This is a genomic window from Streptomyces sp. NPDC014907, assembly GCF_055562975.1.
This window is the reverse complement of the sequence record NZ_JBVHEG010000001.1, coordinates 692,660-713,369: the sequence shown is the minus strand read 5'-3', so window position 1 is coordinate 713,369 and position 20,710 is coordinate 692,660. Positions and strand designations below refer to the sequence as shown.

Genomic DNA, 20,710 nt, shown 5'->3' with positions numbered 1-20,710 from the left:
GCGCGGAACGTCACGTGAAAGCGCAGAGGAAGGACTCACCCCCATGAAGCCCACCAAGGTCGCCGCGGTCGTCGCCGGTTCGCTGATGGCCCTGGGTGCCGCCGCACCCGCCATGGCCACGGAGGCGCTGACCCCCGCCGGCCCGCACGCCGGTCTGGAGGCGATCACCGCCAACGGGCTGAAGACGGACATGCTGAGCAACACCACGGAGGGCTCCCCGGTGAAGACCGTCACGGACACCGCGGAACGGCTGAACGAGACCGCCAAGGGCACCCCGCTGCTCGGTGGTCTCCCGGTCCCCGGCGGTCTCCCGGTCCCCGGCGGCCTTCCGGTCCCGGGCGGCCTCCCGCTGGGCGGCTGACGGCACATCAGAGGCGTGCCCGCCACGGGCATGCGCGGCGGGCCGGAGAGTCGCCCGCGGTCGGCTGATCGAATGATTTTCTGATCGGCTGCCGTGTGGCCCCCGCTCCGCGGGACGCCCCGCCTCCTACTGTCGCGCCAGCCCCACGGGAACGACGGTGGGTACCGGGCCGGACGGAGCGAGGGGGGAATCCTCGCCGGCCCTCCTTTTCTCCAGAGGAAGAGCGGTATGCGGTCGATCATCAGCAGGAAAGTACTCACCGCGGCGGCAGCGACCGGCATCCTGTCGCTGAGCGGCGGATTCGCCCTTGCCGCGGGCTCTCCCCCCGGCGGGAGCGACGGACCGGGGTACGGCGCGCCCGGTCATGTCCAGGCCCCCCTTCCGGCGGACGTCTGCGGCAAGACCATGGCCATGGGCGGCGCCGTCGCGGCGGCCCTCGGCAACCTGTGCGCGCCCGGGGAGGGGCCGGGCGGCTACGGCGAAGAGCCGGGCGGCTACGGCGAGGAACCCTCGCACCCGCCGACGACGCCTCCCACCAAGCCGCCGACGACGCCTCCCGCGCACCCGCCCACCACGCCTCCCACGCACCCGCCGACGCACCCGCCGACGACGCCTCCCACGCACCCGCCGACGACGCCTCCCACCAAGCCGCCGACGACGCCTCCCACGCACCCGCCGACGACGCCTCCCACGACGCCGCCGACCACGCACCCGCCGACGACGCCTCCGGTGACCTACCCGCCGAAGCCCGGTGAGTGCGAGGAGCCCGACCCCTGCGGGCCCACCACCCCGCCGGCGACGACCCCTCCGGTGACGCACCCGCCGACGACCCACCCGCCGGTCACGCCGCCCACCACGACCCCGCCCCACCTCCCCGAGACCGGCAGTGAGGCCGAGCTCATGGGGGCGGCCGCGATCAGCGCCGCCCTGATCGTCGGCGGCACCGTCCTGTACCTCCGCGGCGGACGCGCCGCCCGCCGCCACTGACCCTCCGTACCGTCACGGCGTCAACCGAGGCCCTCGCCTTCACCGGTGAGGGCCTCGTGCGTTGCTGCACACAGGGGAAACCCGCCACGTTCCCCCGGGGGCCTCGTTGTCAGGGCATGACTCTGCGTTCTCGCGCCGGCATGGGACTCCTCATGACCGCGCTCGCCTCCGCCGCCCTGGCCGCACCGGCCTCCGCCGTCGAAGCGCCGGTGGTCGTCCCGCTCGAGGGACTCGAACCGGTCCTCCCGATGGACGCCCCCACCGTGACCACCGGCGTTCCCGTCCCGGTGCCCGGCGCGCCCACCGGCTTCCAGGAGGGCACCGACTCCCTCCCCGGCGTCACCCTGCCCAGCGTGCCGCTCGTCGGCGCCCTCCCGAAGACCGTGGTGGACGCCCCCCTGCCCGAACTCCTGAGGGGCGGCGACCCCGGTCACGCGCTCCTCGCCGCCCCGGGCTCGGAGATGCTGGCGACCACCCCGGGCGCCACCCTCGGCAACCCGGTGGCCACGCCGCGCGGCGCCGGCCTGCCGGACCTCACCCCGCCCCGGGCCGGTCTGCTCGCCCCCACGGCGAACGGCACCCTGGACTCCACGCTCGGCGTGACGCCCGAAGGACGCTGACCGCCCGGCGCGCGAACGGAGGCGCCCCGCCCCGTTCTCCCGCGCCTCCGCACCACCGTTCTCCTGTGCGAATGGTGACCGGGCGGGTGAAGGGACGATTCTTCCCCGCCACCCCAAGGGATTTCGGTCGTTGCAAGAGAAGGCTTGTCGCATGGCCACGGTCCGCGGACCGGAGCCGTCCCGTCGCATCCGGCGGCGGACGGAATTCCGGTCCGCGGGCCATTTTTCCCTTTTCTCTCCTCGTTCGGCCCAATGGCCGTGACCCCTTCCCCCGGCCCGCGTTGAACGGGCATGACGGCCGTGATTCCTGCGGTCGCTATCCACGTCCAAGGAGTTCTTGATGTCTCGCATCGCGAAGGCTGCCGTTGTCCTCGCCGGCACGGGTGCCGTTGCCCTCAGCGGAGCCGGCCTGGCCGTCGCCGACTCGGGCGCCGAGGCCGTCGCCGCCCACTCGCCCGGTGTCGCCTCCGGCAACGTCCTCCAGGTCCCGGTCCACATCCCGGTCAACCTCTGCGGCAACACCGTCAACGTCATCGGCGTGCTGAACCCCGCGTTCGGCAACACCTGCATCAACGCCGACGTCGACGACGACAAGCACGAGGACGGCGGCTACGGCGGCTGATCCCCCTCGTTCCCCCACGTGTCCCCCCGGTCCCTCCGGACCGGGGGGACACGTGCGCGCGGGGCCTCAGGCGTACCGGTAGATCCGGCTGTGGTCGAACATCGAGGCCGGGGTCACGCCCCAGGGCGCCATCGCCTCGTGCCGGGCGACGACCTTGCGGTGCTGCCCGTCACCCATCGGCGGCGGCTCCGCCGGCAGATAGGCGGCCCCCGGGTTGCGCTGCTGCCAGCGCGACCAGATCAGGTCCACGAAGGAGTGGTGCAGCCAGAAGACCGGGTCGTTCACCGAACCGCCGCCGAGCATCAGCCCGCCGACCCAGCGGTGCACCCGGTTGTGGATGCGGAACCGGTCGTTGCCCTGCCCCGACCCCCAGCCCTCCAGCCGGTTCCGGAAGCCGGAGGGGCTGGTCGAGTTCCAGGGCGCCACGTCGTAGACCCGCTCCCGCATCACCTCTTCCAGCTGGGCCTGGGTGGGGAGCGCGATCGGGTCGCGGGGGCGCCCGAAGTCCCTGGTCAGGAAGCGGCCCTGGGTCATCGAGTGGACGATGTTCCAGCGTCCCGAGGAGTGCGCGAAGGGCCCCGTCATCACCTGGAGGTCGGACCGGCGCCCGTTGCCGCCCATGAAGTCCTCGCCCCAGATGGACGAGGCCGGACTGTTGTCACGGGTCCAGTCCCAGTACGGGACGGTCACCGCCGGATCGACCCGGCGCAGCGCCGTCTCGAACTCCAGCAGGAACTTGCGGTGCCAGGGCAGGAAGCTCGGCGCCATGTGGGCGACCCGCAGCCTGCCCTCCCCGTCGGCGACGTAGTGGTCGATGTGGGTGCGGACGAACCGGTCGTACGTGCCGTCGCGCTTGAGCTCCAGGACGGCGGCGACGAACCGGCGGCGCTCGGCGGCGGTCAGGTCGCGCTGGTTCTTACGCGTGTACACCACGCGGGCCCCCTCGCATCGGGTCGGCGGGGACGCCGTGGGCGCCGGCGAGGGGGGACAGCGGGGCTCCGCCCAGCTCGTCCACGGCCGCGCGGGTCGCCGCCAGGGGCGTCGGACAGGACTCGTAGTGGTCGACCGGCGTGACGTAACCGCCGTCGGCGCAGCGCATCAGGTGCAGGGGCCGGCCGTCGACCAGGGCCACGGGCTCGCCCCCGGGGCCGGAGAAGCCCAGGATGCGGTGGCCCCCGTACATCTCGTCGAAGGCGTGCGGGTCGTCCGGACCCTCCTCCGGGCTCCCGTCCGGCCCGCGGAGCGCGACACGGCCGAGGGCACCCCCCGTGAAGGCGGTGACGGCCAGGGCGAAGAGGGACCGCAGTGCGACGCGGCGCGGGACGCTCATCGGTGATCTCCAGGTGGCTGGCTGGGGGTCCCCCCGCCGCAGGTAGGGGGAGCCTTCAGGGCACAACGATGAAAACCCGGGTTCGTTGCGGCGGAAATGCCAGCGGTGTGAATATCGGCCGTTCGGGTGGAAGGAGCACGGGAAAAGGGTGGTTGGAGCATTAGCATCCGATTCATGACCGCTTCCCACGCCGCTTCCCCGGCTCGCAGCGCCTCCCCGCTGGGAACCCTCACGGTGATCCCGTGGTCCAGCGAGCCCTCCGCCGGCTCTGCGGGCACGCCGTTCCTCATGGCGTACTCGCTCGGCGACGGCAGGGACGGGCCGGAAGCCGGCCGGCGGGCGATGCGGACGGCCCTGGAGAACATGGGCCTCTCGGTCGGCGACCGGCTCTTCGACCTGGAGCGGGACGCCGGGATCAGCGCCTCGCTGCTCGTGGAGGGCGGTTCGGCCGTGCTCAACCTGCCCTTCCTGAAGGCGCGGTGCCCGGTGCCGGACGAGTGGCGGGACGCCGCCCGCGAGAGCGGCAAGGCCTATCTGATCTGCTCGGCGCGCCCCTGGCCCGAGGCCGTTCCGGGCCGGCCGGTGGAGGAGGAGCGGCTGCGCGCCTTCGTCTCGGACGAGGAGATGCTCGCGGACAGCGCCCACGTCCTGGTGCCGGTCCGGGAACTCCGGGGCTGAGCGGAAGAAGCGGAGAGAGGGCGCGCCATGACGACGACGGACGTACGGGGCGGGGTGCCGGGGCAGCGGCGCGAGGAGGCCCCCGGGGGGACCGGCGGCCCGGTCGGGGCGGGCCGGGCCCTCGCCTGGCTGCTCGTGGTCACCGGGGCGGCGGGTGTCCTCGCCGCCTGGGTGATCACGCTCGACAAGTTCAGGCTCCTGGAGGACCCGGGCTTCACCCCCGGGTGCAGCCTCAACCCGGTGGTGTCCTGCGGCAGCGTCATGAAGAGCGAGCAGGCGGCGGTCTTCGGCTTCCCCAACCCGATGCTCGGGCTCGTCGCGTACGGCGTGGTGATCGCGGTCGGCGCCGGTCTGCTCGCGGGTGCCCGCTACCGCCGCTGGCACTGGCTCGGCCTCCAGGCGGGGACCCTCTTCGGCGTCGGCTTCTGCGCCTGGCTGACCTACCAGTCGCTGTACGAGATCAACGCCCTCTGCCTGTGGTGCTGCCTCGCCTGGACCGCCACGATCCTCATGTTCTGGTGCGTCACCGCGCACAACGTGCGGACCGGCGTCCTGCCCGCCCCGGCGGGGGCGCGGACCTTCTTCGGCGAGTTCGCCTTCGCCCCTCCCGTCCTGCACATCGGGGTGATCGGGATGCTGGTCCTGACCCGCTGGTGGGACTTCTGGACGAGCTGACGTGGGCCGCCGCCCCCTGCGGTCCTCCCGGCCGCGCGCCGCGCCGGTCCTGCTGCTCGCGGCCCTCCTCGTCCTCCTCCCGCTGCTCCTGCCGGACGGCCGGATCGCGCCGGACCGCCGGCACACCGGGGAACGACCGCCGCCGGTGGTGCCGGCGGGGTTCTTCACCGGTTCCGACGAGGCCGGGGTGCGGCGGATCGCCCGGGTGGAGGAGTGGCTCGGCGGCGAGCCGCTGACCGTGGGACACACGTACCTCCCCGGCGACCGCTGGTCCAACATCGAGGGACATCCCGCCCTCTTCGGGCCCTGGGCCCGCTGGAAGGAGGAGCGGCCCGGGCGGCTCTTCGTGCTCAACGTGCCGCTGCTCGACCGCAGCGAGGCGGGGCTCCCGGACGCCGAGGTGCGGGCGGAGCTGCGGCGGGGCGCGGAGGGCGCGTACGACCGGCACTTCCGGACCCTGGGGGAGCGGCTGGTGGCGCACCGGCTGGCGGACGCGGTCCTGGTCCTCGGCTGGGAGATGAACGGCACCACGTACAGCCACCGTTGCGGTCCGGACCCGGAGGCGTGGAAGGCGCACTGGCGGCGGACGGCGGAGGTGCTGCGGGCGGTGCCGGGGCAGCGGTTCCGCTTCGACTTCACGCCGAGCCGGGGCCGCGACGCCGTGCCGTGGCCGCGCTGCTACCCCGGGGACGACGTCGTGGACATCATCGGGATGGACGCCTACGACCAGCCCGAGGGGCTCCCCTTCGAGGGCCAGGTGGACGAGGAGTACGGCCTCGCCCACCACGTGCGGTTCGCGGCGGAGCACGGCAAGCCGGTCTCCTATCCGGAGTGGGGGCTCTTCCGCAACGGCGACAACCCGGCGTACGTACGGGGGATGCTCGACTGGTTCGCCGCGCACCGGCCGGTCTACCAGACGGTGACGGACTACTGCCCGCACGGGGTGTGGGAGTGCCCGGACAACCCGGCGTCGGCGCGGGTCGTCAGGGGCGCGCTGGGAGCGCCGGGCCGCCCTTGAGGGTGTCGACCGTGCGGTCGAGGAGGGACACCAGGTCGTCGCCCAGGCCGTGTTCGGCCCAGTGGACGGTGGTCTCGCGCAGCGCCCCGAGGACGGCGGCGGTGAAGACCCGCACCTCCAGGTCGCCGGGGGAGCGGCCGGTGCGGTCGGCCAGGGCGCGGGCGAGGCGGCGCCCGGTCTCGGCGGTGGTCTCGGTGAGCCGGGCGCGCACGGCGGGGATCTCGACCATGAGCCGGGCGCGCAGCCGGGTCTCCTCCGGTTCCTCCGCGAGGGCGGCGCGGACCGCGTCGAGGAGGACCGCGCGCAGGGACTCCAGCGGTTCCTCGTCCGCGGGGCGGGCGCGCAGCCGGGCTTCGAGGAGGGCGTCGTCCTCGTCGGTGAGGAGGATGTCCTCGCGGACGGGGAAGTAGCGCACGACGGTGGACGGGGAGACCTCGGCCGCCGCCGCGATCCGGTCGGTGGTCGCGGCCTCCCAGCCGTGCTCGGCGGCGAGCCGGTAGGTGGCCTTCCGGATCGCGGCGCGGGTCTTCGCCTTCTTGCGTTCGCGCAGGCCGGGGCGGGTGGGGGGTTCGGCAGCCATGGCCACCATGGTCCCAGGTCAGGCGTGCTGGTACACCACCAGCGAGATGCCGACGTAGTGGGCGACGAAGGCGGCGAGGGTCAGCGTGTGGAAGACCTCGTGGAAGCCGAACCAGCGCGGGGAGGGGTTCGGGCGCTTGATGCCGTAGATGATCCCGCCCGCGCTGTAGAGCAGACCGCCGACGACGACCAGGACGAGGACGGCGACGCCGCCCGCGCGCAGGAAGTCGGGCAGGAAGAAGACGGCGGCCCAGCCCATCGCGATGTAGCAGGGGGTGTAGAGCCAGCGGGGCGCGCCGACCCAGAAGACGCGGAAGGCGATGCCGGCGAGGGCGGCCGCCCAGACCGCCCACATGAGCGGCTTCGCCGTGGAGTCGGGGAGCAGGAGCAGGGTGAGCGGGGTGTAGGTGCCCGCGATGATCAGGAAGATGTTGGCGTGGTCGAGGCGCCGGAGCACGGCCTCGCCGCGCGGGCCCCAGGTGCCGCGGTGGTAGAGCGCGCTGACGCCGAAGAGCAGACACGCGGTCAGGACGTAGATCCCGCAGGCGATGCGGGCGCGGGACGAGTCGGCGAGGGCGACCAGGACGAGGCCCGCGACGATCACGGCGGGGAACATGCCCGCGTGCAGCCAGCCCCGCAGCAGGGGCTTCAGCGGGAGCGCCGGGGAGGAGTCGGCCGGGTTCACTTCCGGAGGAGCTGCAGTCATGTACGGAATCGTACCTACGCTCCCGTAGGTCCCGTATACGAGTGGCGATGCTCACATGTGCGGCCCTCTGGACATATGGGCAGTTCCATCGGATGATCAAATGAGTGCGGTCGGCACCGGATGAGCGGCTACGAAGCATCCGGGTCGCGGCCCCCACGGGGCATACACCAAAAAACCCCTCAAAAGGAGCAATCGTGGCGCGCGACAACGCGGCTCCCACCGCCGTCCCCACCCAGCACCGTGAACTGGTCTCCTGGGTGAACGAGATCGCCGAGATCACCCAGCCCGACGCCATCGTCTGGTGCGACGGCTCCGAGGCCGAGTACGAGCGCCTGTGCGAGGAGCTCGTCGCCAAGGGGACGTTCAGGAAGCTCGACCCGGTCAAGCGCCCGAACTCCTACTACGCCGCCTCCGACCCCTCCGACGTCGCGCGCGTCGAGGACCGCACCTTCATCTGCTCCGAGAAGGAGGAGGACGCGGGCCCGACCAACCACTGGAAGGCCCCGGCGGAGATGAAGGAGATCTTCGCGGGCGAGGACGGCATCTTCCGCGGTTCCATGAAGGGCCGCACCATGTACGTCGTGCCCTTCTGCATGGGCCCCGTCGGCTCCCCGCTCTCCGCCATCGGCGTCGAGATCACCGACTCCGCGTACGTCGCCGTCTCCATGCGCACCATGACCCGCATGGGACAGGCCGTCCTCGACGAGCTGGGCGACGACGGCTTCTTCGTCAAGGCCGTCCACACCCTCGGCGCCCCCCTCGCGGAGGGCCAGGAGGACGTGCCGTGGCCCTGCAACTCCACCAAGTACATCTCGCACTTCCCCGAGACCCGCGAGATCTGGTCGTACGGCTCCGGGTACGGCGGCAACGCCCTGCTCGGCAAGAAGTGCTACGCGCTCCGCATCGCCTCCGTCATGGCGCGCGACGAGGGCTGGCTCGCCGAGCACATGCTGATCCTGAAGCTGACGCCGCCGCAGGGCGAGTCGAAGTACGTCGCCGCGGCCTTCCCGTCGGCGTGCGGCAAGACCAACCTGGCCATGCTGGAGCCCACGATCCCCGGCTGGACCGTCGAGACCATCGGTGACGACATCGCCTGGATGCGCTTCGGCGAGGACGGCCGCCTCTACGCGATCAACCCCGAGGCCGGTTTCTTCGGCGTCGCGCCCGGCACCGGCGAGCACACCAACGCCAACGCCATGAAGACCCTCTGGGGCAACTCCGTCTTCACCAACGTCGCCCTCACCGACGACGGCGACGTGTGGTGGGAGGGCATGACCGAGGAGGCCCCGGCCCACCTCACGGACTGGAAGGGCAACGACTGGACCCCCGAGTCCGGCACGCCCGCCGCCCACCCCAACGCCCGCTTCACCGTTCCCGCCGGGCAGTGCCCGACCATCGCGCCGGAGTGGGAGGACCCGAAGGGCGTGCCGATCTCGGCCATCCTCTTCGGCGGCCGCCGCGCCTCCGCCGTCCCGCTGGTCACCGAGTCCTTCGACTGGAACCACGGCGTCTTCCTCGGCGCCAACGTCGCCTCCGAGAAGACCGCCGCCGCCGAGGGCAAGGTCGGCGAGCTGCGCCGCGACCCCTTCGCCATGCTGCCGTTCTGCGGTTACAACATGGGCGACTACATGGCCCACTGGGTCAAGGTGGGCGCCGGCGCCGACCAGGCGAAGCTGCCGAAGATCTACTACGTGAACTGGTTCCGCAAGAACGACGCCGGCAAGTTCGTCTGGCCCGGCTTCGGCGAGAACAGCCGCGTCCTGAAGTGGATCGTCGAGCGCCTGGAGGGGAAGGCGGAGGGCGTCGAGACGCCGATCGGCATCCTGCCGACCCCGGAGTCCCTCGACACCGACGGCCTGGACCTGCCGGCCGAGGACCTGGAGTTCCTCCTGAAGGTCGACCGCGACGTGTGGCGCGAGGAGGCCGCCCTGGTCCCCGACCACCTGAACACCTTCGGCGACCACACGCCGAAGGAGCTGTGGGACGAGCACCGCGCGCTGGTCGAGCGCCTGGGCTGATCCCGCCCCCCGAACTCGTGGTGGGTTGCCCCGACATTCCGCCCTGACCAGTGGGGTCACGACGGCCCACCACGATCCGCCCGGCCCCCGGAGCCCCCTCAGGCTCCGGGGGCCGGCGCATGTCCGGGGCGCTCCGGGCCCGGGTCTCGTGCGACGGGCAGACGGGCAGACGGGCAGACGGGCAGACGGGCAGACGGGTAGACGGGCAGACGGAAAGCCAGAAAGACGGGAAGGCGAGAGGGCGCGGGCGCGGCGGGACGGCGGCGCGCGGAAAGGGGCCCGGCCGTGTCCGGGAGGGGTGGGTGGCACCCGGCCCGCGCGGTTCGTGGCGCGCGGGCCGGGGCCGTCAGGGGGCGGCGGTCGCGGCCAGGGTGGGTTCCCCGGCCAGTGCCGCGGCGTGCGCGTCCATGCGCCCGGCGGTGAGGATCGCGGCGGCCGTGTCGGCCCGGGAGGCGGCGACGACCAGGGCGCGGCCCGCGAGGGCGTGCGCCTTGCGGTGCAGTTCCCGCGGGGGCGTACCGCTCAGGGCCGCGTGGCGCGCGGGCGGTGCGCCGCGCAACCGTGCCACTTGCCGGGCGATGAGTTCGCCGGCCTCCGTGTCGCCCAGTTCGTCGGTGACGGCGAGCAGGGCGGCGAGGTGTCCGGCGAGCTGGATGTCCAGCTCCTCCTCGCGGGAGCGGTGCGGGTACGCGTCGTGGTCGTCGTCGGCCATCCGGTGGACCGACTTGGCGCGGATCGGTTCGTACATGGGGATGGCCTCCTGGGGTGCTCGGGAGCCATCCTAGCTTAGATCGTGTCTAAAGTTGAGTCACGTCCGGAAGTGGGCGCGGAACGCCGGGGCGGCGGCCGGAGGGGCCGTCGGCGCCGGCCGTCAGAACTGGGCGTAACCGTCCAGGAACCGCCCGATCCGCGTCACCGCGTCCGCCAGGTCCGCCGCGGCCGGCAGCGTGACGATCCGGAAGTGGTCCGGCTCGTGCCAGTTGAAGCCCGTCCCGTGCACGACCATGATCTTCTCGGCCCGCAGCAGGTCGAGGACCATCTGCCGGTCGTCCTTGATCTTGTAGACGTTCGGGTCGAGCCGGGGGAAGAGGTACAGCGCCCCCTTCGGCTTCACGCACGTCACGCCCGGGATCTGCGTCAGCAGCTCGTAGGCCGTGTCCCGCTGCTCCAGGAGCCGCCCGCCCGGCCGCACCAGTTCCTCTATCGACTGCCGGCCCTGGAGGGCGGCGGCCACCGCGTGCTGCGCCGGCATGTTCGCGCAGAGGCGCATGTTGGCGAGGATCGTCAGCCCCTCGATGTAGGAGGAGGCGTGGTGCTTCGGGCCGCAGACCGCCAGCCAGCCCGAACGGAAGCCCGCCACCCGGTAGTTCTTGCTCATCCCGTTGAAGGTGAGGCAGAGCAGGTCGGGGGCGACGGCGGCGGTCGGGGTGTGCGTGGTGCCGTCGTAGAGGATCTTGTCGTAGATCTCGTCCGAGCAGACGACCAGGTTGTGCCGCCGGGCGATCTCCGTCAGGGAGCGCAGCATGTCGTCGTCGTAGACGGCGCCCGTCGGGTTGTTCGGGTTGATGATCACGATCGCCTTGGTGCGGTCGGTGATCTTCCGCTCGATGTCCGCGAGGTCGGGCATCCAGTCGGCCTGCTCGTCGCAGCGGTAGTGCACGGCCGTACCGCCCGCCAGCGAGACCGAGGCCGTCCACAGCGGGTAGTCGGGCGCCGGGACGAGGACCTCGTCGCCGTCGTCGAGGAGCGCCTGCATCGCCATCTGGATCAGCTCGGAGACGCCGTTGCCGAGGTAGATGTCCTCGACGGAGAGCGGAATGCCCTTCGTCTCGTAGTGGCTCATCACCGCCCGGCGGGCCGAGAGCAGCCCCTTCGCGTCGCCGTAACCGTGCGCGTGCGAGAGGTTGCGCAGCACGTCCTCGAGGATGGCGGGCGGGCACTCGAAGCCGAAGGCGGCCGGGTTGCCCGTGTTGAGCTTGAGGATGCGATGACCCGCGGCTTCGAGCCGCATCGCCTCTTCGAGCACCGGACCCCGGATTTCGTAACAGACGTTGGCGAGCTTCGTGGACTGGATCACCTGCATGACGCGAGCTTACGGCCGGGACGGCCGGGACGCCCCGTGTTTTGGGCCACGTCGGGGCGCCGGCCCGGGGACCGGGCGCGGGAGGACGCGGCACGGCCGGATAGGTTGGCGCGTCATGTGGAGTATCAGCGCCTCCGGATGCCGGTGGCTGGGAGCGGGCGGGTCGCTCGCCGTCGCCGCGGGCGGATGGTTCGCCGGGACGCTGCCGGTGCGCGGCGGCCGGGGCCTGTGGGAGCCGCACGGCCCGGCCCCCACGGCCGCCGGGGCCGTCCTCGCGTACCTCGGCCTGACCCTGCTCGTCGCCGCGTGGTGGCGGTACGGCGTCCTGCTCGCCCGGGAGACCGGGGACGACGCGCGGGACGGAACGGCCCCGGACCGCCCCGCGCGGAACGGGGTCCTCGCGGCCCTCGCCTGCTGGACCGCGCCGCTGCTCCTCGCCCCGCCGCTGTACAGCGCGGACGTCTACAGCTACGTCGCCCAGGGCGCGATGGTCCTCGGAGGACACGACGTGTACGGCGCCGGGCCCTCCGTCCTCGGACCCGGCGACCTCGGCGCCGAGGCCGCGGCGAGCGTCGGCGGGCACTGGACCGACACCCCCGCCCCGTACGGCCCGGCCTTCCTGCTCCTCGCGGCGGCGGTCGTGAAGCTCACCGGCGGGGCGGTCGTGCCCGCCGTCCTCGGCATGCGCCTGATCGCCCTCGGCGCCCTCGCGCTCGTCGTGTGGGCGGTGCGCGGGCTCGGCGGCGGACCCGGCGGCCGGGCGGGCGCGCTGTGGCTGGCCGTCCTCAACCCGCTCTTCCTGATCCACGTCGTCGGCGGCACGCACAACGACGGCCTGACGGCCGGGCTCGTGCTCGGCGGCGTCCTGCTGGCCACGCGGGGCCGGTGGGTCCTCGGCTGCGTCCTCGTCGGCTGCGCCGTGATGGTGAAGTCCCCGGCGGCGGTCGCCCTGCTCTTCATCGGCGTCGTGGTCGCCCGCCGGGCCGGAGGCGGCGCACGGGGCCTGGCGAAGGGCCTCCTGCTGCCCGGGGCCGTCGCGGGGGCCGTGGCGGCGGGGGCGACGGTGCTCGCCGGAACCGGGTTCGGATGGCTGCGGACCCAGAGCGTGGCCGGGACCATCCACACCGCCCTGTCGCTCTCCAGCGACCTCGGCCTCGGGCTCGGGCTGCTCCTCGGGGACGACCCCGACCCGGTGAAGGGCGCCGTGCAGAAACTGGGGCTCGCCGCCGCGCTCGCCCTCGTCGCGCTGCTCGCGTGGCGGTCGTGGCGGGGAGCCCTCGACCCGGTCCTCGGACTCGGGCTCTCCCTGGTGGCCCTCGTCGCGCTCTCGCCCATGGTGCAGCCCTGGTACCTGCTGTGGGGGACGGCCGTCGTCGCGTCGGTGGCGTGGCACAGCCGGGCGGGCCAGGTCCTCGCGGTCCTCTCGGGCGCGCTGGTGTACGAGACGGCGCCGTCCGGGCGCACGCCCTGGTACGGCTTCGCGCTGGCGGGCGTGGTGGCCGCGCTCGGCGCGGCGTGGGCGCGGCGCGAGCCGTGGCCCGCCTCCGTACCGGCCGGCCCGTCCCCGGACCGGGTCCCGCCCCGGTAGCCTCCGGCAGCATGACGCGTACCTGGGTTCCGCCGGTGGTGCTGCTGCTCTGCGGTTCGTTCGCCGCGACCGGGCGGGCCCTCGGCGGGAGCCCCGCCGGAGCCGCGGTCGTCCTGCTGCTGTTCGCGCTGCTCGCGGCCGCCGTCTCCCCCCTGGTCTTCCCGCGGTCGACCGGTGCGGCGGAGGCCCGGCGCCGCGCCGGGGCCGACGGCCGCCCCGTCGTCTACTGGCGGCCGGGCTGCGTGTACTGCCTGCGCCTGCGCGTCCGGCTGGGCACCCGCGCCCGCCGGGCGCACTGGGTCGACATCTGGCGCGATCCGGAGGCGGCCGCGGCGGTGCGGGAGGCCACCGGCGGCGACGAGACCGTGCCGACCGTCGTCGTGGCGGGACGCGCCCACGTGAACCCGGACCCCGCCCGGGTCCGCGAGTGGCTGGCGCCCGGGACGGGTGCTTAGGGCGTGTGCCGGAAGCGGCGTCGTCCGCCCGGAGGGCAGGCGGGGCTTCCGGCATGTGCTCTGGGTCGTCGTCCGCCCGGCGGGCGGCGGAGCTTCCGGCACCCCCCCCCGGGGGCATCGTCCGCCCGGCGGGCGGACGGGGCTTCCGGCACGCGCCCTACGGGCGGGACACCGGCGTCCGCCTGATCGCCTTCCCCGCCAGCACGTCCGTCCGCCTGCCGTCCTCGATCACGAACCTCCCCCCGATCAGGACGTGCGGGATGCCCGTCGGCGGGGTCCGCGGGGACGCGTACGTCGCGCCCGCCGCGACCGTCGCCGGGTCGAAGAGGACCAGGTCGGCCACGTACCCCTCGCGCACCAGGCCCCGGTCGGGGAGGCGGAGGCGGGCGGCCGGGCGGGAGGTGAGGTGGGCGACGCACTCCTCCAGGGAGAGGACGCCCAGGTCGCGCGCGTACCGCCCCAGGTACTCCGGGAACGTGCCGTACGCGCGCGGGTGCGGCTTGAGGCCCTGGAGGATGCCGTCCGAGCCGCCGGTGTGCACCCGGTGGCGCATGATCGCCCGGACGTTCTCCTCGTGGCCGACGTGCTGCAGGATCGTGGTGCCGAGCCGGTCCTCGACCAGGAGCCGGCGGGCCGTGGCCCAGCCGTCGACGCGGCGGCCCACGAACCCCGCGAGCGCGGGCTCGCCCACCCCCGCGACCTCGATCGTGTCCCAGTCGACGGGGACGCCGTGGCAGCCGTCCGAGCCGACCACCTCCAGGTGGTGCCCGATCCGCCCGGCCGTCGCGTCGTCCCGGAGCCGCGCGAGCACCGCCTCCGGGCCGCCCTCGCTCGCCCAGCTCGGCAGCAGGGCCGCCAGGGTCGTGCAGCCGGACGTGTACGGGTACGTGTCGAGGCTGATGTCCGCGCCCGCGTCCAGGGCCCCGTCCAGGAGCGCGAGCAGCTCGGCGGCCCTGCCCCCGTTCACGCCGAAGTTCATGGTGGCGTGCGCCAGGTGCAGGGCGCACCCGGCCTCGCGGGCGAGGGCGACCACCTCCGCGTAGGCGTCGAGGGCCCCGGCGCCGTACGAGCGGTGGTGCGGGCAGTAGTAGCCGCCGTACTCCGCGACGACCCGGCACAGTTCGGTCAGCTCGGCGGCCGGCGCGTACATCCCCGGGGCGTACGTCAGGCCGGAGGACATGCCGACCGCGCCCTGCTCCAGGCCCTCCGCGACGAGCCGCCGCATCCGGTCCAGCTCGGCCTCCGTCGCCGGGCGGTCCTCCCAGCCGACCGCCAGGGCGCGGACCGTCCCCTGGGGGACGAGATAGGCGGCGTTGACGGCGATGCCCCGGCCGCCGTGCGCGCGGTCGAGCCGGTCCAGGTACTCGCCGACCGTGCGCCAGTCCGTGTCGAGGCCGGAACCGTCGCCGTTCCAGCCGGCGATCGCCCGGCGCACCTCCGCGAGCGTGCGGTCGTCCACCGGGGCGTACGACAGGCCGTCCTGGCCCAGGACCTCCAGGGTCACGCCCTGCGCGGCCTTCGCGGAGTGGTCCGGGTCGCGGAGCAGCGCGAGGTCGCTGTGGGCGTGCATGTCGACGAAGCCGGGGGAGAGGACCAGCCCCTCGGCGTCCATGATCCGGCGGCCGGTGGGCCGCTGGCAGCCCGCGGCGGCGGCCTCCTGGACGATCGTGGTGATCCGGCCCCCCTCGACGCCGACGTCGGCCCGGTAGGAGGGTCCGCCGCCGCCGTCCACGACCTCGGCGTCACGGATGACGAGTTCCAGCACTGTTCCGGCTCCTCCGCTCTCGGACGGTTTCAGAAGGTGGTGCCCCGTAAGGCCGCGCCCCGTAAGGCCGCGCCCCGTAAGGCCGCGCCCCGTAAGGGCGCGTCCCGTAAGGGCGTGCCTCAGAAGAACGTGCGGATGTGGTCGACCACCGTGCCGTCGGCCTCGACGAGCGGGATGAGCTGCCACTTGTCGAACGACGTGCACGGGTGGGAGAGGCCCATGCCCACCCAGTCCCCGACCTCCAGGTCCGCCCCCGGCTCCGTGCGGAGCCAGGCGTGCTGGTCGGAGAGGCCCGTGACGGTGATGCCCTCCGCGGCCCGGATCTCGCCCGTGCGGGCGTCGCGGACCACCTGGGCCTCCGGAAGGTGCAGGTCGTGGGCGGCGTCCCGCTTGCCCGCGTTGGTGAAGGCCTGCCCGCCGGTGGGGCGGGAGACGACCTGCGACCACAGCCGGAACGCGGGCCGGAGGGAGCCCTCCTCCGGAACCCGGTTGAAGGGGGTGAGCGTCCGGTAGTGGCCGTCGTCGTGCGAGACGTACGCGCCGGAGCGCAGCAGCTTCAGGACCGGGAGCGAGAGGGCGGGCAGCTCCGCGAAGACCTCCGCGACCGTGTCGAACCAGGCGCTGCCGCCCGCGCTCACCACGATCTCCCCGACTCCGGCGCCGAAGCGGCCCTCCGCGTCGAAGGCGGCGGCGAGGCCGGTCAGGCGCAGCAGCCAGGCCCGGACCCGCTCGGGGTCCGCCCGCGGCACCTCCCCCTCGTAGCCGGCGACGCCGACGAGCCGCAGGGTGCCGACGGCGGCGACCGCGTCCGCGACGGCGGCGCACTCGGCCTCCGTACGGGCGCCGGTGCGGGCCTCTTCGCCCGCGCCCAGCTCGACCACGACGTCCACCGGGCGGGACGCCCCGGCCGCGCGCAGGGCCCCGTCCATCAGCTCGACGCCGCGCACGGAGTCCACGTAGCAGACGAAGCGGAAGTCCGGGTCGGCGTCCAGCTCGGCGGCGAGCCAGCGCAGGGCGGCGGGGTCGACCAGCTCGTTGGCGAGGAAGATCCGGGCGATGCCGTGGGCGCGGTAGACCCGGGCCTGGTGGGGGACGGCGGCGGTGATGCCCCAGGCGCCGTGTTCCAGCTGCCGGTCGAAGAGCTGGGGGGCCATGGAGGTCTTGCCGTGCGGGGCGAAGGCGAGGCCGTGCCGCTCGGCGTAGGCCTTCAGGAGGCGCAGGTTGTGTGCGACGGCCTCGGCGGAGAGGGCGAGGACGGGGGTGGTGTAGCCGCCGGTGAACAGGTCGCGCCGCTGGGCCGAGAGCTCCCCGACGGTCAGGCCCTCGGCGTCCGGGGGGAGGGCCTTGAAACGGTGGTCGACGCGCTCGGCGGCGGGGTCGGGGGCGCGGCGGGCCGGGCCGGCCGGCGTTCCCGCCCGCGCGGGCGTCTGGTCCACCGGGGCGTTCGCCGGGTCGGGCATGGGGCCTCCTCCTCATGGGCGTTGCGGCGTGTGCAACGCTCATTGCGCATCTTGCTCGTGGTTGTCTAACATCCGGGCCGAGGCCGGGTCAATGGACCCGCGGGAGTCGCAGGGAGCACGAGAGTGAGCGGAGACGCGCCCGTGGACGCGGCCCCGGACGTCGTCTGCCTCGGCGAGACCATGGTCACCTTCCTCCCCTCCCGGCCGGGCCGCCTCGCGGACGTCCCCTCCTTCACCCGCGCGATCGGCGGCGCCGAGTCCAACGTCGCCTGCGCCCTGGCCGCCGCGGGCCACCGCGCCCGATGGGTCGGCCGCGTCGGCCGCGACGGCTTCGGCGACCACGTCCTCGACGTCCTCGGCCGCCACGGCGTGGACGTCACCGCCGCCGCCCGCGACCCGCACCGGCCGACCGGCGTCTACTTCCGCACGGACCAGGACCGGGCCACCGGCGACCACGAGGTCGTCTACTACCGGGCCGGTTCCGCCGCCTCGGCCATGTCCCCGGCGACCGTCCCGTACGAGACCGTCGCCGGCGCCCGGATCCTGCACCTCACCGGCATCACCGCCGCCCTCTCCGAGGACTGCCTCGCCCTGACGAGGGACCTCACCGCCCCGCGCCCCGGCCGGCCGCTCGTCTCCTTCGACGTCAACCACCGGCCGGCCCTGTGGCGCGACGGCGGCGCGCCCGGGACGCTGCTCGCGCTCGCCCGCCGCGCCGACGTCGTCTTCGTCGGCGCCGACGAGGCCGAACGGCTCTGGGGCCTGAGGAGCCCCCGCGCCGTCTTCGCCGCCCTCCCCGAACCGGGGGTCGTCGTCGTCAAGCTCGGCGCGGACGGGGCCGTCGCCGTCGACCGCCGCCCCGGGGACCGCGCGGCCCCGCCGGCGCCCGCCCCCGGCCGGGACCGCGCGGCGCGCGCGGGGGACGCGGGGGACGCGGGGGACGGCGGTCCCCGCGAGGGCCGTGTGGTCTCCGAGGGCGGCGGCTCCCGCGAGAGCCGTGCGGTCCCCGAGGAGGGTGGCTCCCGCGAGAGCCGTGCGGTCCCCGAGGACGGCGGTCTCCGCGAGAGCCGTGCGGTTCCCGAAGGCGGCGGCTCCCGCGAGGGCCGTGCGGTCCCCGAGGACGGCACCTTCGTCGCCGCCCCCCGCGTCGACGTCGTCTCCCCGATCGGCGCCGGGGACGCCTTCGCCGCCGGTTTCCTCTCCGCCACCCTCCGCGGCCTCGCCCTCCGGGACCGGCTCCGCCACGGCCACCTCATGGCCGCCGCCGTCCTCACCGTCCCCGGCGACCTGGCCGCCGCACCGGGCACGGGCGCCGCGCGGCGCCCCTCCTGGACCGGCCGCGCCGACCGCCTGGCGGCGCTCGACGACGCGGCCTGGGGGACACTTCACCTCGGCCCCGGCTGGACGGAGGCCGATCAGGAGGTACACACGCCATGAGCCAGACCGTCGACCGGGCGCTCAGCATCCTGCCGCTGCTCGCACGGGGCCCCGCCGACCTCGGGCAGGTCGCCGAACGGCTCGGCGTCCACAAGTCCACGGCCCTGCGCCTGCTCCGCACCCTGCACGAGCACGGCCTCGTCCACCGCCAGCAGGACCAGCGCTACCGCCTCGGCGCCCGGCTCTTCGCCCTCGCGCAGGAGGCCGTCGAGAACCTCGACGTCCGCGAGGTCGCCCACCCCTACCTCGTCGCCCTCAACGAGCGCACCGGGCACACGGTCCACCTCGCGGTGTACGAGGAGGGAGAGGTCCTCTACATCGACAAGGTCGAGAGCCGCTACCCGGTCCGCATGTACTCGCGCATCGGCCGGCCCGTCGCGATCACCGTCGCCGCCGTCGCCAAGCTGCTCCTCGCCGACCTGCCCGAGGCCGAACGGCGCGCGGTCGCCGCGAAGCTCGACTACCCCCCGTACACGCCCCGTTCGACGCCGAACGCCACCGCCTTCCTCGAAGAGCTGGAGACCGTGCGCGCACAGGGGTGGGCCACCGACCTCGGCGGCCACGAGGAGTCCATCAACTGCGTCGGCGCCCCCGTGCGCGGCGCGGACGGGCGGGTCGTCGCCGCCCTGTCCGTCTCGGCGCCCAACGTGGTGGTCACGGCCGACGAACTCCTCACCCTCCTCCCGCAGGTGCGCCGCACCGCGGACGCCATCAGCCGGGAGTACTCCGGCACCGCCCCGACCAAGGACACCGCATGACCGAGAAGACCGCGCTCACCCCCGCCACCCACACCACGCCGCCCGCGAGGTTCTCGCACGGCGTGCGGAAGGGCGACATCCTCCAGGTCGCCGGCCAGGTCGGCTTCCTGCCCGCCGTGGAGGGACAGGCGCCGGCGGTCGCGGGCCCGACCCTGCGCGAGCAGACCCTCCAGACCTTCGCCAACGTCAAGGCGATCCTGGAGGAGGGCGGCGCGACCTGGGACGACGTGATGATGATGCGCGTCTACCTGACGGACGTGGACCACTTCGCCGAGATGAACGAGATCTACGACCGGTACTTCGAGGAGCAGGGCCTCCAGGCCCCCGCCGCCGCCCGCACCACCGTCTACGTCGGGCTCCCGCCCGGCCTCCTCGTCGAGATCGACGCGCTGGCCGTCCTGGGCTGAGCCGGGCCCCGGCCGCACCGCCCGGACCCTCCTGGACCGCGCGCGTCCGGGAGGGAGGGGCGATCCGTGCCCGCCGGGGGAGAACTCCCCCGCGGGCGCGGTCCCGGGCGCCGCCGCCGGCTCAGATCCAGCCGCGGCGGGCCGCGACGACACCGGCCTGGAAGCGGTTCACCGCGCCCAGGAGGTCGTGGAGCCGGCTCATGCGCCGGCGCATGGTGCGGACCGACCAGCCGAGCTGACGGGCTATCGCCTCGTCCTTCAGTCCGCTGACCAGCAGGGTCAGCACCAGCCGGTCCTCCTCGCCGAGCGGGTCCTCGGCGGGGACGTCGAGCGGCAGGGCCTGCTTCCAGCACAGCTCCCAGTAGTCGGTGAGGGCGTCCAGGAGGGTGGAGGGACGGATGACCGCGGCGCGCACGCCGTCGAGGTCCAGGGAGAGCGGCATCAGCGCCAGCCGGCGGTCCGCGATGGCCAGTTTGATCCGCAGGCCCGGCATCACCCGGGCCTGTTCGCCGCGGCGCACGAGCCCGCGGATGTCCTCCAGCACCCCCGGCCACTCCAGCGCCTCGGGGGCGTAGACCGCGCGGTAGCGCACGCCGCGCCCCAGCGCCGTGCTCTCCACCGGGTTGGAGGTGGTCAGGGCGTACGGGGGCCGGTCCAGCGTCATGACGTCCTCGCGCGCCTCCTGCTGGAGGCGCACGAACCAGCGGCCGAGCGCCTCGCGGCCGGTGGCGATCTCCACCTCGTCCTCCCCGGCGGCGCCGGCCTGGGCCGCCGCGAAGAGACGGGACAGCTCGCCCGCCGCCGAACGGACCCGGTCCAGCTCCTCGGCCCTGGCCCGCACCAGGGACTCCACCGCCGCCTCCGGCTCGATCGCCGCGTACCGGCGGCGGACGCCCGCGAGCCGCCCGACCAGACCGTGGTCGTGCAGCCGGTCCAGCGCCCTGGCGGCGCGGACGGGGGAGCAGCCGAGGTCGGCGGCGAGTTCGGCCGGGGCCGCCGTACGCCGGGTCAGCACGGCCCGGTAGACGTTCTCGTCGAACGGGTCGATCCCTGCGGCGGTGAGCTCGGTCGTCATATGCGGATACTGGCCCACTTGTGCCAGCGGCAGCAATGGGCCGCCGGAATCCGTTGTACGGAGAGTGACTTCGGCACTAGGACCTTTG

Annotated in this window: 22 protein-coding genes and 1 pseudogene; 13 read left to right on the top strand and 10 right to left on the bottom strand. The window is 74.2% G+C overall.

Going from position 1 to position 20,710, the window contains the following annotated elements; all coding sequences use genetic code 11:
- Nucleotides 1–43: 43 nt before the first annotated feature.
- From ACZ3IL_RS03135 to ACZ3IL_RS03120, 4 genes are all read left to right on the top strand, one after another.
- Nucleotides 44–361 (top strand): hypothetical protein, encoded by a 318-nt coding sequence (locus tag ACZ3IL_RS03135; RefSeq protein ID WP_467385983.1) that lies wholly within the window; start codon nucleotides 44–46, stop codon nucleotides 359–361.
- Nucleotides 362–589: 228 nt separating this feature from the next.
- On the top strand, nucleotides 590–1,348 hold the full coding sequence (locus tag ACZ3IL_RS03130) for a hypothetical protein (protein WP_467385981.1): 759 nt from the start codon (nucleotides 590–592) through the stop codon (nucleotides 1,346–1,348).
- 116 nt (nucleotides 1,349–1,464) lie between these two features.
- Nucleotides 1,465–1,968: a hypothetical protein gene (locus ACZ3IL_RS03125; RefSeq protein WP_467385979.1), complete on the top strand. Its 504-nt coding sequence runs from the start codon at nucleotides 1,465–1,467 to the stop codon at nucleotides 1,966–1,968.
- A gap of 340 nt (nucleotides 1,969–2,308) precedes the next feature.
- A complete protein-coding gene (locus ACZ3IL_RS03120; RefSeq protein WP_467385977.1) occupies nucleotides 2,309–2,590 on the top strand; it encodes a chaplin in 282 nt (93 codons plus the stop codon).
- A 66-nt stretch (nucleotides 2,591–2,656) separates the two neighbouring features.
- Here the strand turns inward: ACZ3IL_RS03120 and ACZ3IL_RS03115 are convergent, their stop codons facing one another.
- Both ACZ3IL_RS03115 and ACZ3IL_RS03110 read right to left on the bottom strand, forming a co-directional pair.
- Nucleotides 2,657–3,523, bottom strand: coding sequence for a tyrosinase family protein (locus ACZ3IL_RS03115; protein ID WP_467385975.1), 867 nt, complete (start codon nucleotides 3,521–3,523; stop codon nucleotides 2,657–2,659).
- Complete coding sequence (locus ACZ3IL_RS03110) at nucleotides 3,507–3,920, bottom strand: tyrosinase family oxidase copper chaperone (protein ID WP_467385973.1); 414 nt, start codon at nucleotides 3,918–3,920, stop codon at nucleotides 3,507–3,509. Before ACZ3IL_RS03110 ends, ACZ3IL_RS03115 begins: the two co-directional genes overlap by 17 nt.
- A 174-nt stretch (nucleotides 3,921–4,094) precedes the next feature.
- On the opposite strand from ACZ3IL_RS03110, the gene ACZ3IL_RS03105 reads away from it, so the two are divergent.
- Genes ACZ3IL_RS03105 through ACZ3IL_RS03095 form a run of 3 tightly spaced genes read left to right on the top strand, consistent with a single transcriptional unit; the run spans nucleotide 4,095 to nucleotide 6,291 of the window.
- Nucleotides 4,095–4,598, top strand: coding sequence for a DUF5949 family protein (locus ACZ3IL_RS03105; RefSeq protein ID WP_467385971.1), 504 nt, complete (start codon nucleotides 4,095–4,097; stop codon nucleotides 4,596–4,598).
- Between the two features lie 27 nt (nucleotides 4,599–4,625).
- A complete protein-coding gene (locus tag ACZ3IL_RS03100; protein WP_467385969.1) occupies nucleotides 4,626–5,273 on the top strand; it encodes a vitamin K epoxide reductase family protein in 648 nt (215 codons plus the stop codon).
- Between the two features lies 1 nt (nucleotide 5,274).
- Nucleotides 5,275–6,291 carry a glycoside hydrolase family 26 protein gene (locus tag ACZ3IL_RS03095; RefSeq protein ID WP_467385967.1) on the top strand — a complete coding sequence of 339 codons (1,017 nt, stop codon included), beginning with the start codon at nucleotides 5,275–5,277 and terminating at the stop codon, nucleotides 6,289–6,291.
- On the opposite strand, the gene ACZ3IL_RS03090 is transcribed toward ACZ3IL_RS03095, so the two are convergent.
- Together ACZ3IL_RS03090 and trhA are read right to left on the bottom strand one after the other, a co-directional pair.
- On the bottom strand, nucleotides 6,257–6,871 hold the full coding sequence (locus ACZ3IL_RS03090) for a TetR/AcrR family transcriptional regulator (RefSeq protein WP_467385965.1): 615 nt from the start codon (nucleotides 6,869–6,871) through the stop codon (nucleotides 6,257–6,259). The two genes, ACZ3IL_RS03095 and ACZ3IL_RS03090, sit on opposite strands and share 35 nt — an antisense overlap.
- Nucleotides 6,872–6,889: 18 nt before the next feature.
- The gene (gene trhA, locus ACZ3IL_RS03085; protein ID WP_467385963.1) at nucleotides 6,890–7,576 is read right to left on the bottom strand and encodes a PAQR family membrane homeostasis protein TrhA; all 687 of its coding nucleotides are present in this window, start codon (nucleotides 7,574–7,576) and stop codon (nucleotides 6,890–6,892) included.
- A 194-nt stretch (nucleotides 7,577–7,770) separates the two neighbouring features.
- Here trhA and ACZ3IL_RS03080 point away from each other — a divergent pair, with 194 nt between their 5' ends.
- On the top strand, nucleotides 7,771–9,594 hold the full coding sequence (locus ACZ3IL_RS03080; RefSeq protein WP_467385961.1) for a phosphoenolpyruvate carboxykinase (GTP): 1,824 nt from the start codon (nucleotides 7,771–7,773) through the stop codon (nucleotides 9,592–9,594).
- 346 nt (nucleotides 9,595–9,940) lie between these two features.
- Here ACZ3IL_RS03080 and ACZ3IL_RS03075 read toward each other — a convergent pair whose 3' ends face one another.
- Both ACZ3IL_RS03075 and ACZ3IL_RS03070 read right to left on the bottom strand, forming a co-directional pair.
- The gene (locus ACZ3IL_RS03075) at nucleotides 9,941–10,342 is read right to left on the bottom strand and encodes an SCO4983 family protein (RefSeq protein WP_467385959.1); all 402 of its coding nucleotides are present in this window, start codon (nucleotides 10,340–10,342) and stop codon (nucleotides 9,941–9,943) included.
- Nucleotides 10,343–10,465: 123 nt separating this feature from the next.
- On the bottom strand, nucleotides 10,466–11,677 hold the full coding sequence (locus ACZ3IL_RS03070; RefSeq protein ID WP_467385957.1) for a pyridoxal phosphate-dependent aminotransferase: 1,212 nt from the start codon (nucleotides 11,675–11,677) through the stop codon (nucleotides 10,466–10,468).
- A gap of 115 nt (nucleotides 11,678–11,792) precedes the next feature.
- On the opposite strand from ACZ3IL_RS03070, the gene mptB reads away from it, so the two are divergent.
- Together mptB and ACZ3IL_RS03060 are read left to right on the top strand one after the other, a co-directional pair.
- Complete coding sequence (gene mptB / locus ACZ3IL_RS03065) at nucleotides 11,793–13,265, top strand: polyprenol phosphomannose-dependent alpha 1,6 mannosyltransferase MptB (protein ID WP_467385955.1); 1,473 nt, start codon at nucleotides 11,793–11,795, stop codon at nucleotides 13,263–13,265.
- 11 nt (nucleotides 13,266–13,276) lie between these two features.
- Nucleotides 13,277–13,720 (top strand): glutaredoxin family protein, encoded by a 444-nt coding sequence (locus ACZ3IL_RS03060; RefSeq protein ID WP_467385953.1) that lies wholly within the window; start codon nucleotides 13,277–13,279, stop codon nucleotides 13,718–13,720.
- Nucleotides 13,721–13,877: 157 nt separating this feature from the next.
- Here the strand turns inward: ACZ3IL_RS03060 and ACZ3IL_RS03055 are convergent, their stop codons facing one another.
- From ACZ3IL_RS03055 to ACZ3IL_RS03045, 3 genes and pseudogenes are all read right to left on the bottom strand, one after another.
- Complete coding sequence (locus ACZ3IL_RS03055; protein ID WP_467385951.1) at nucleotides 13,878–15,485, bottom strand: N-acyl-D-amino-acid deacylase family protein; 1,608 nt, start codon at nucleotides 15,483–15,485, stop codon at nucleotides 13,878–13,880.
- 29 nt (nucleotides 15,486–15,514) lie between these two features.
- Nucleotides 15,515–15,580, bottom strand: a pseudogene (locus ACZ3IL_RS03050) (hypothetical protein); the annotation flags it as partial.
- Between the two features lie 24 nt (nucleotides 15,581–15,604).
- Nucleotides 15,605–16,945 carry an alanine racemase gene (locus ACZ3IL_RS03045; RefSeq protein ID WP_467385949.1) on the bottom strand — a complete coding sequence of 447 codons (1,341 nt, stop codon included), beginning with the start codon at nucleotides 16,943–16,945 and terminating at the stop codon, nucleotides 15,605–15,607.
- 123 nt (nucleotides 16,946–17,068) lie between these two features.
- On the opposite strand from ACZ3IL_RS03045, the gene ACZ3IL_RS03040 reads away from it, so the two are divergent.
- Genes ACZ3IL_RS03040 through ACZ3IL_RS03030 form a run of 3 tightly spaced genes read left to right on the top strand, consistent with a single transcriptional unit; the run spans nucleotide 17,069 to nucleotide 19,547 of the window.
- Nucleotides 17,069–18,382, top strand: a complete 1,314-nt coding sequence (locus tag ACZ3IL_RS03040) for a sugar kinase (protein WP_467385947.1) — start codon at nucleotides 17,069–17,071, stop codon at nucleotides 18,380–18,382.
- Nucleotides 18,379–19,140, top strand: coding sequence for an IclR family transcriptional regulator (locus ACZ3IL_RS03035; protein ID WP_467385945.1), 762 nt, complete (start codon nucleotides 18,379–18,381; stop codon nucleotides 19,138–19,140). Before ACZ3IL_RS03040 ends, ACZ3IL_RS03035 begins: the two co-directional genes overlap by 4 nt.
- The gene (locus tag ACZ3IL_RS03030; RefSeq protein ID WP_467385943.1) at nucleotides 19,137–19,547 is read left to right on the top strand and encodes a RidA family protein; all 411 of its coding nucleotides are present in this window, start codon (nucleotides 19,137–19,139) and stop codon (nucleotides 19,545–19,547) included. Before ACZ3IL_RS03035 ends, ACZ3IL_RS03030 begins: the two co-directional genes overlap by 4 nt.
- A 121-nt stretch (nucleotides 19,548–19,668) precedes the next feature.
- Here ACZ3IL_RS03030 and ACZ3IL_RS03025 read toward each other — a convergent pair whose 3' ends face one another.
- On the bottom strand, nucleotides 19,669–20,622 hold the full coding sequence (locus ACZ3IL_RS03025) for a helix-turn-helix domain-containing protein (RefSeq protein WP_467385941.1): 954 nt from the start codon (nucleotides 20,620–20,622) through the stop codon (nucleotides 19,669–19,671).
- Between the last annotated feature and the right edge of the window lie 88 nt (nucleotides 20,623–20,710).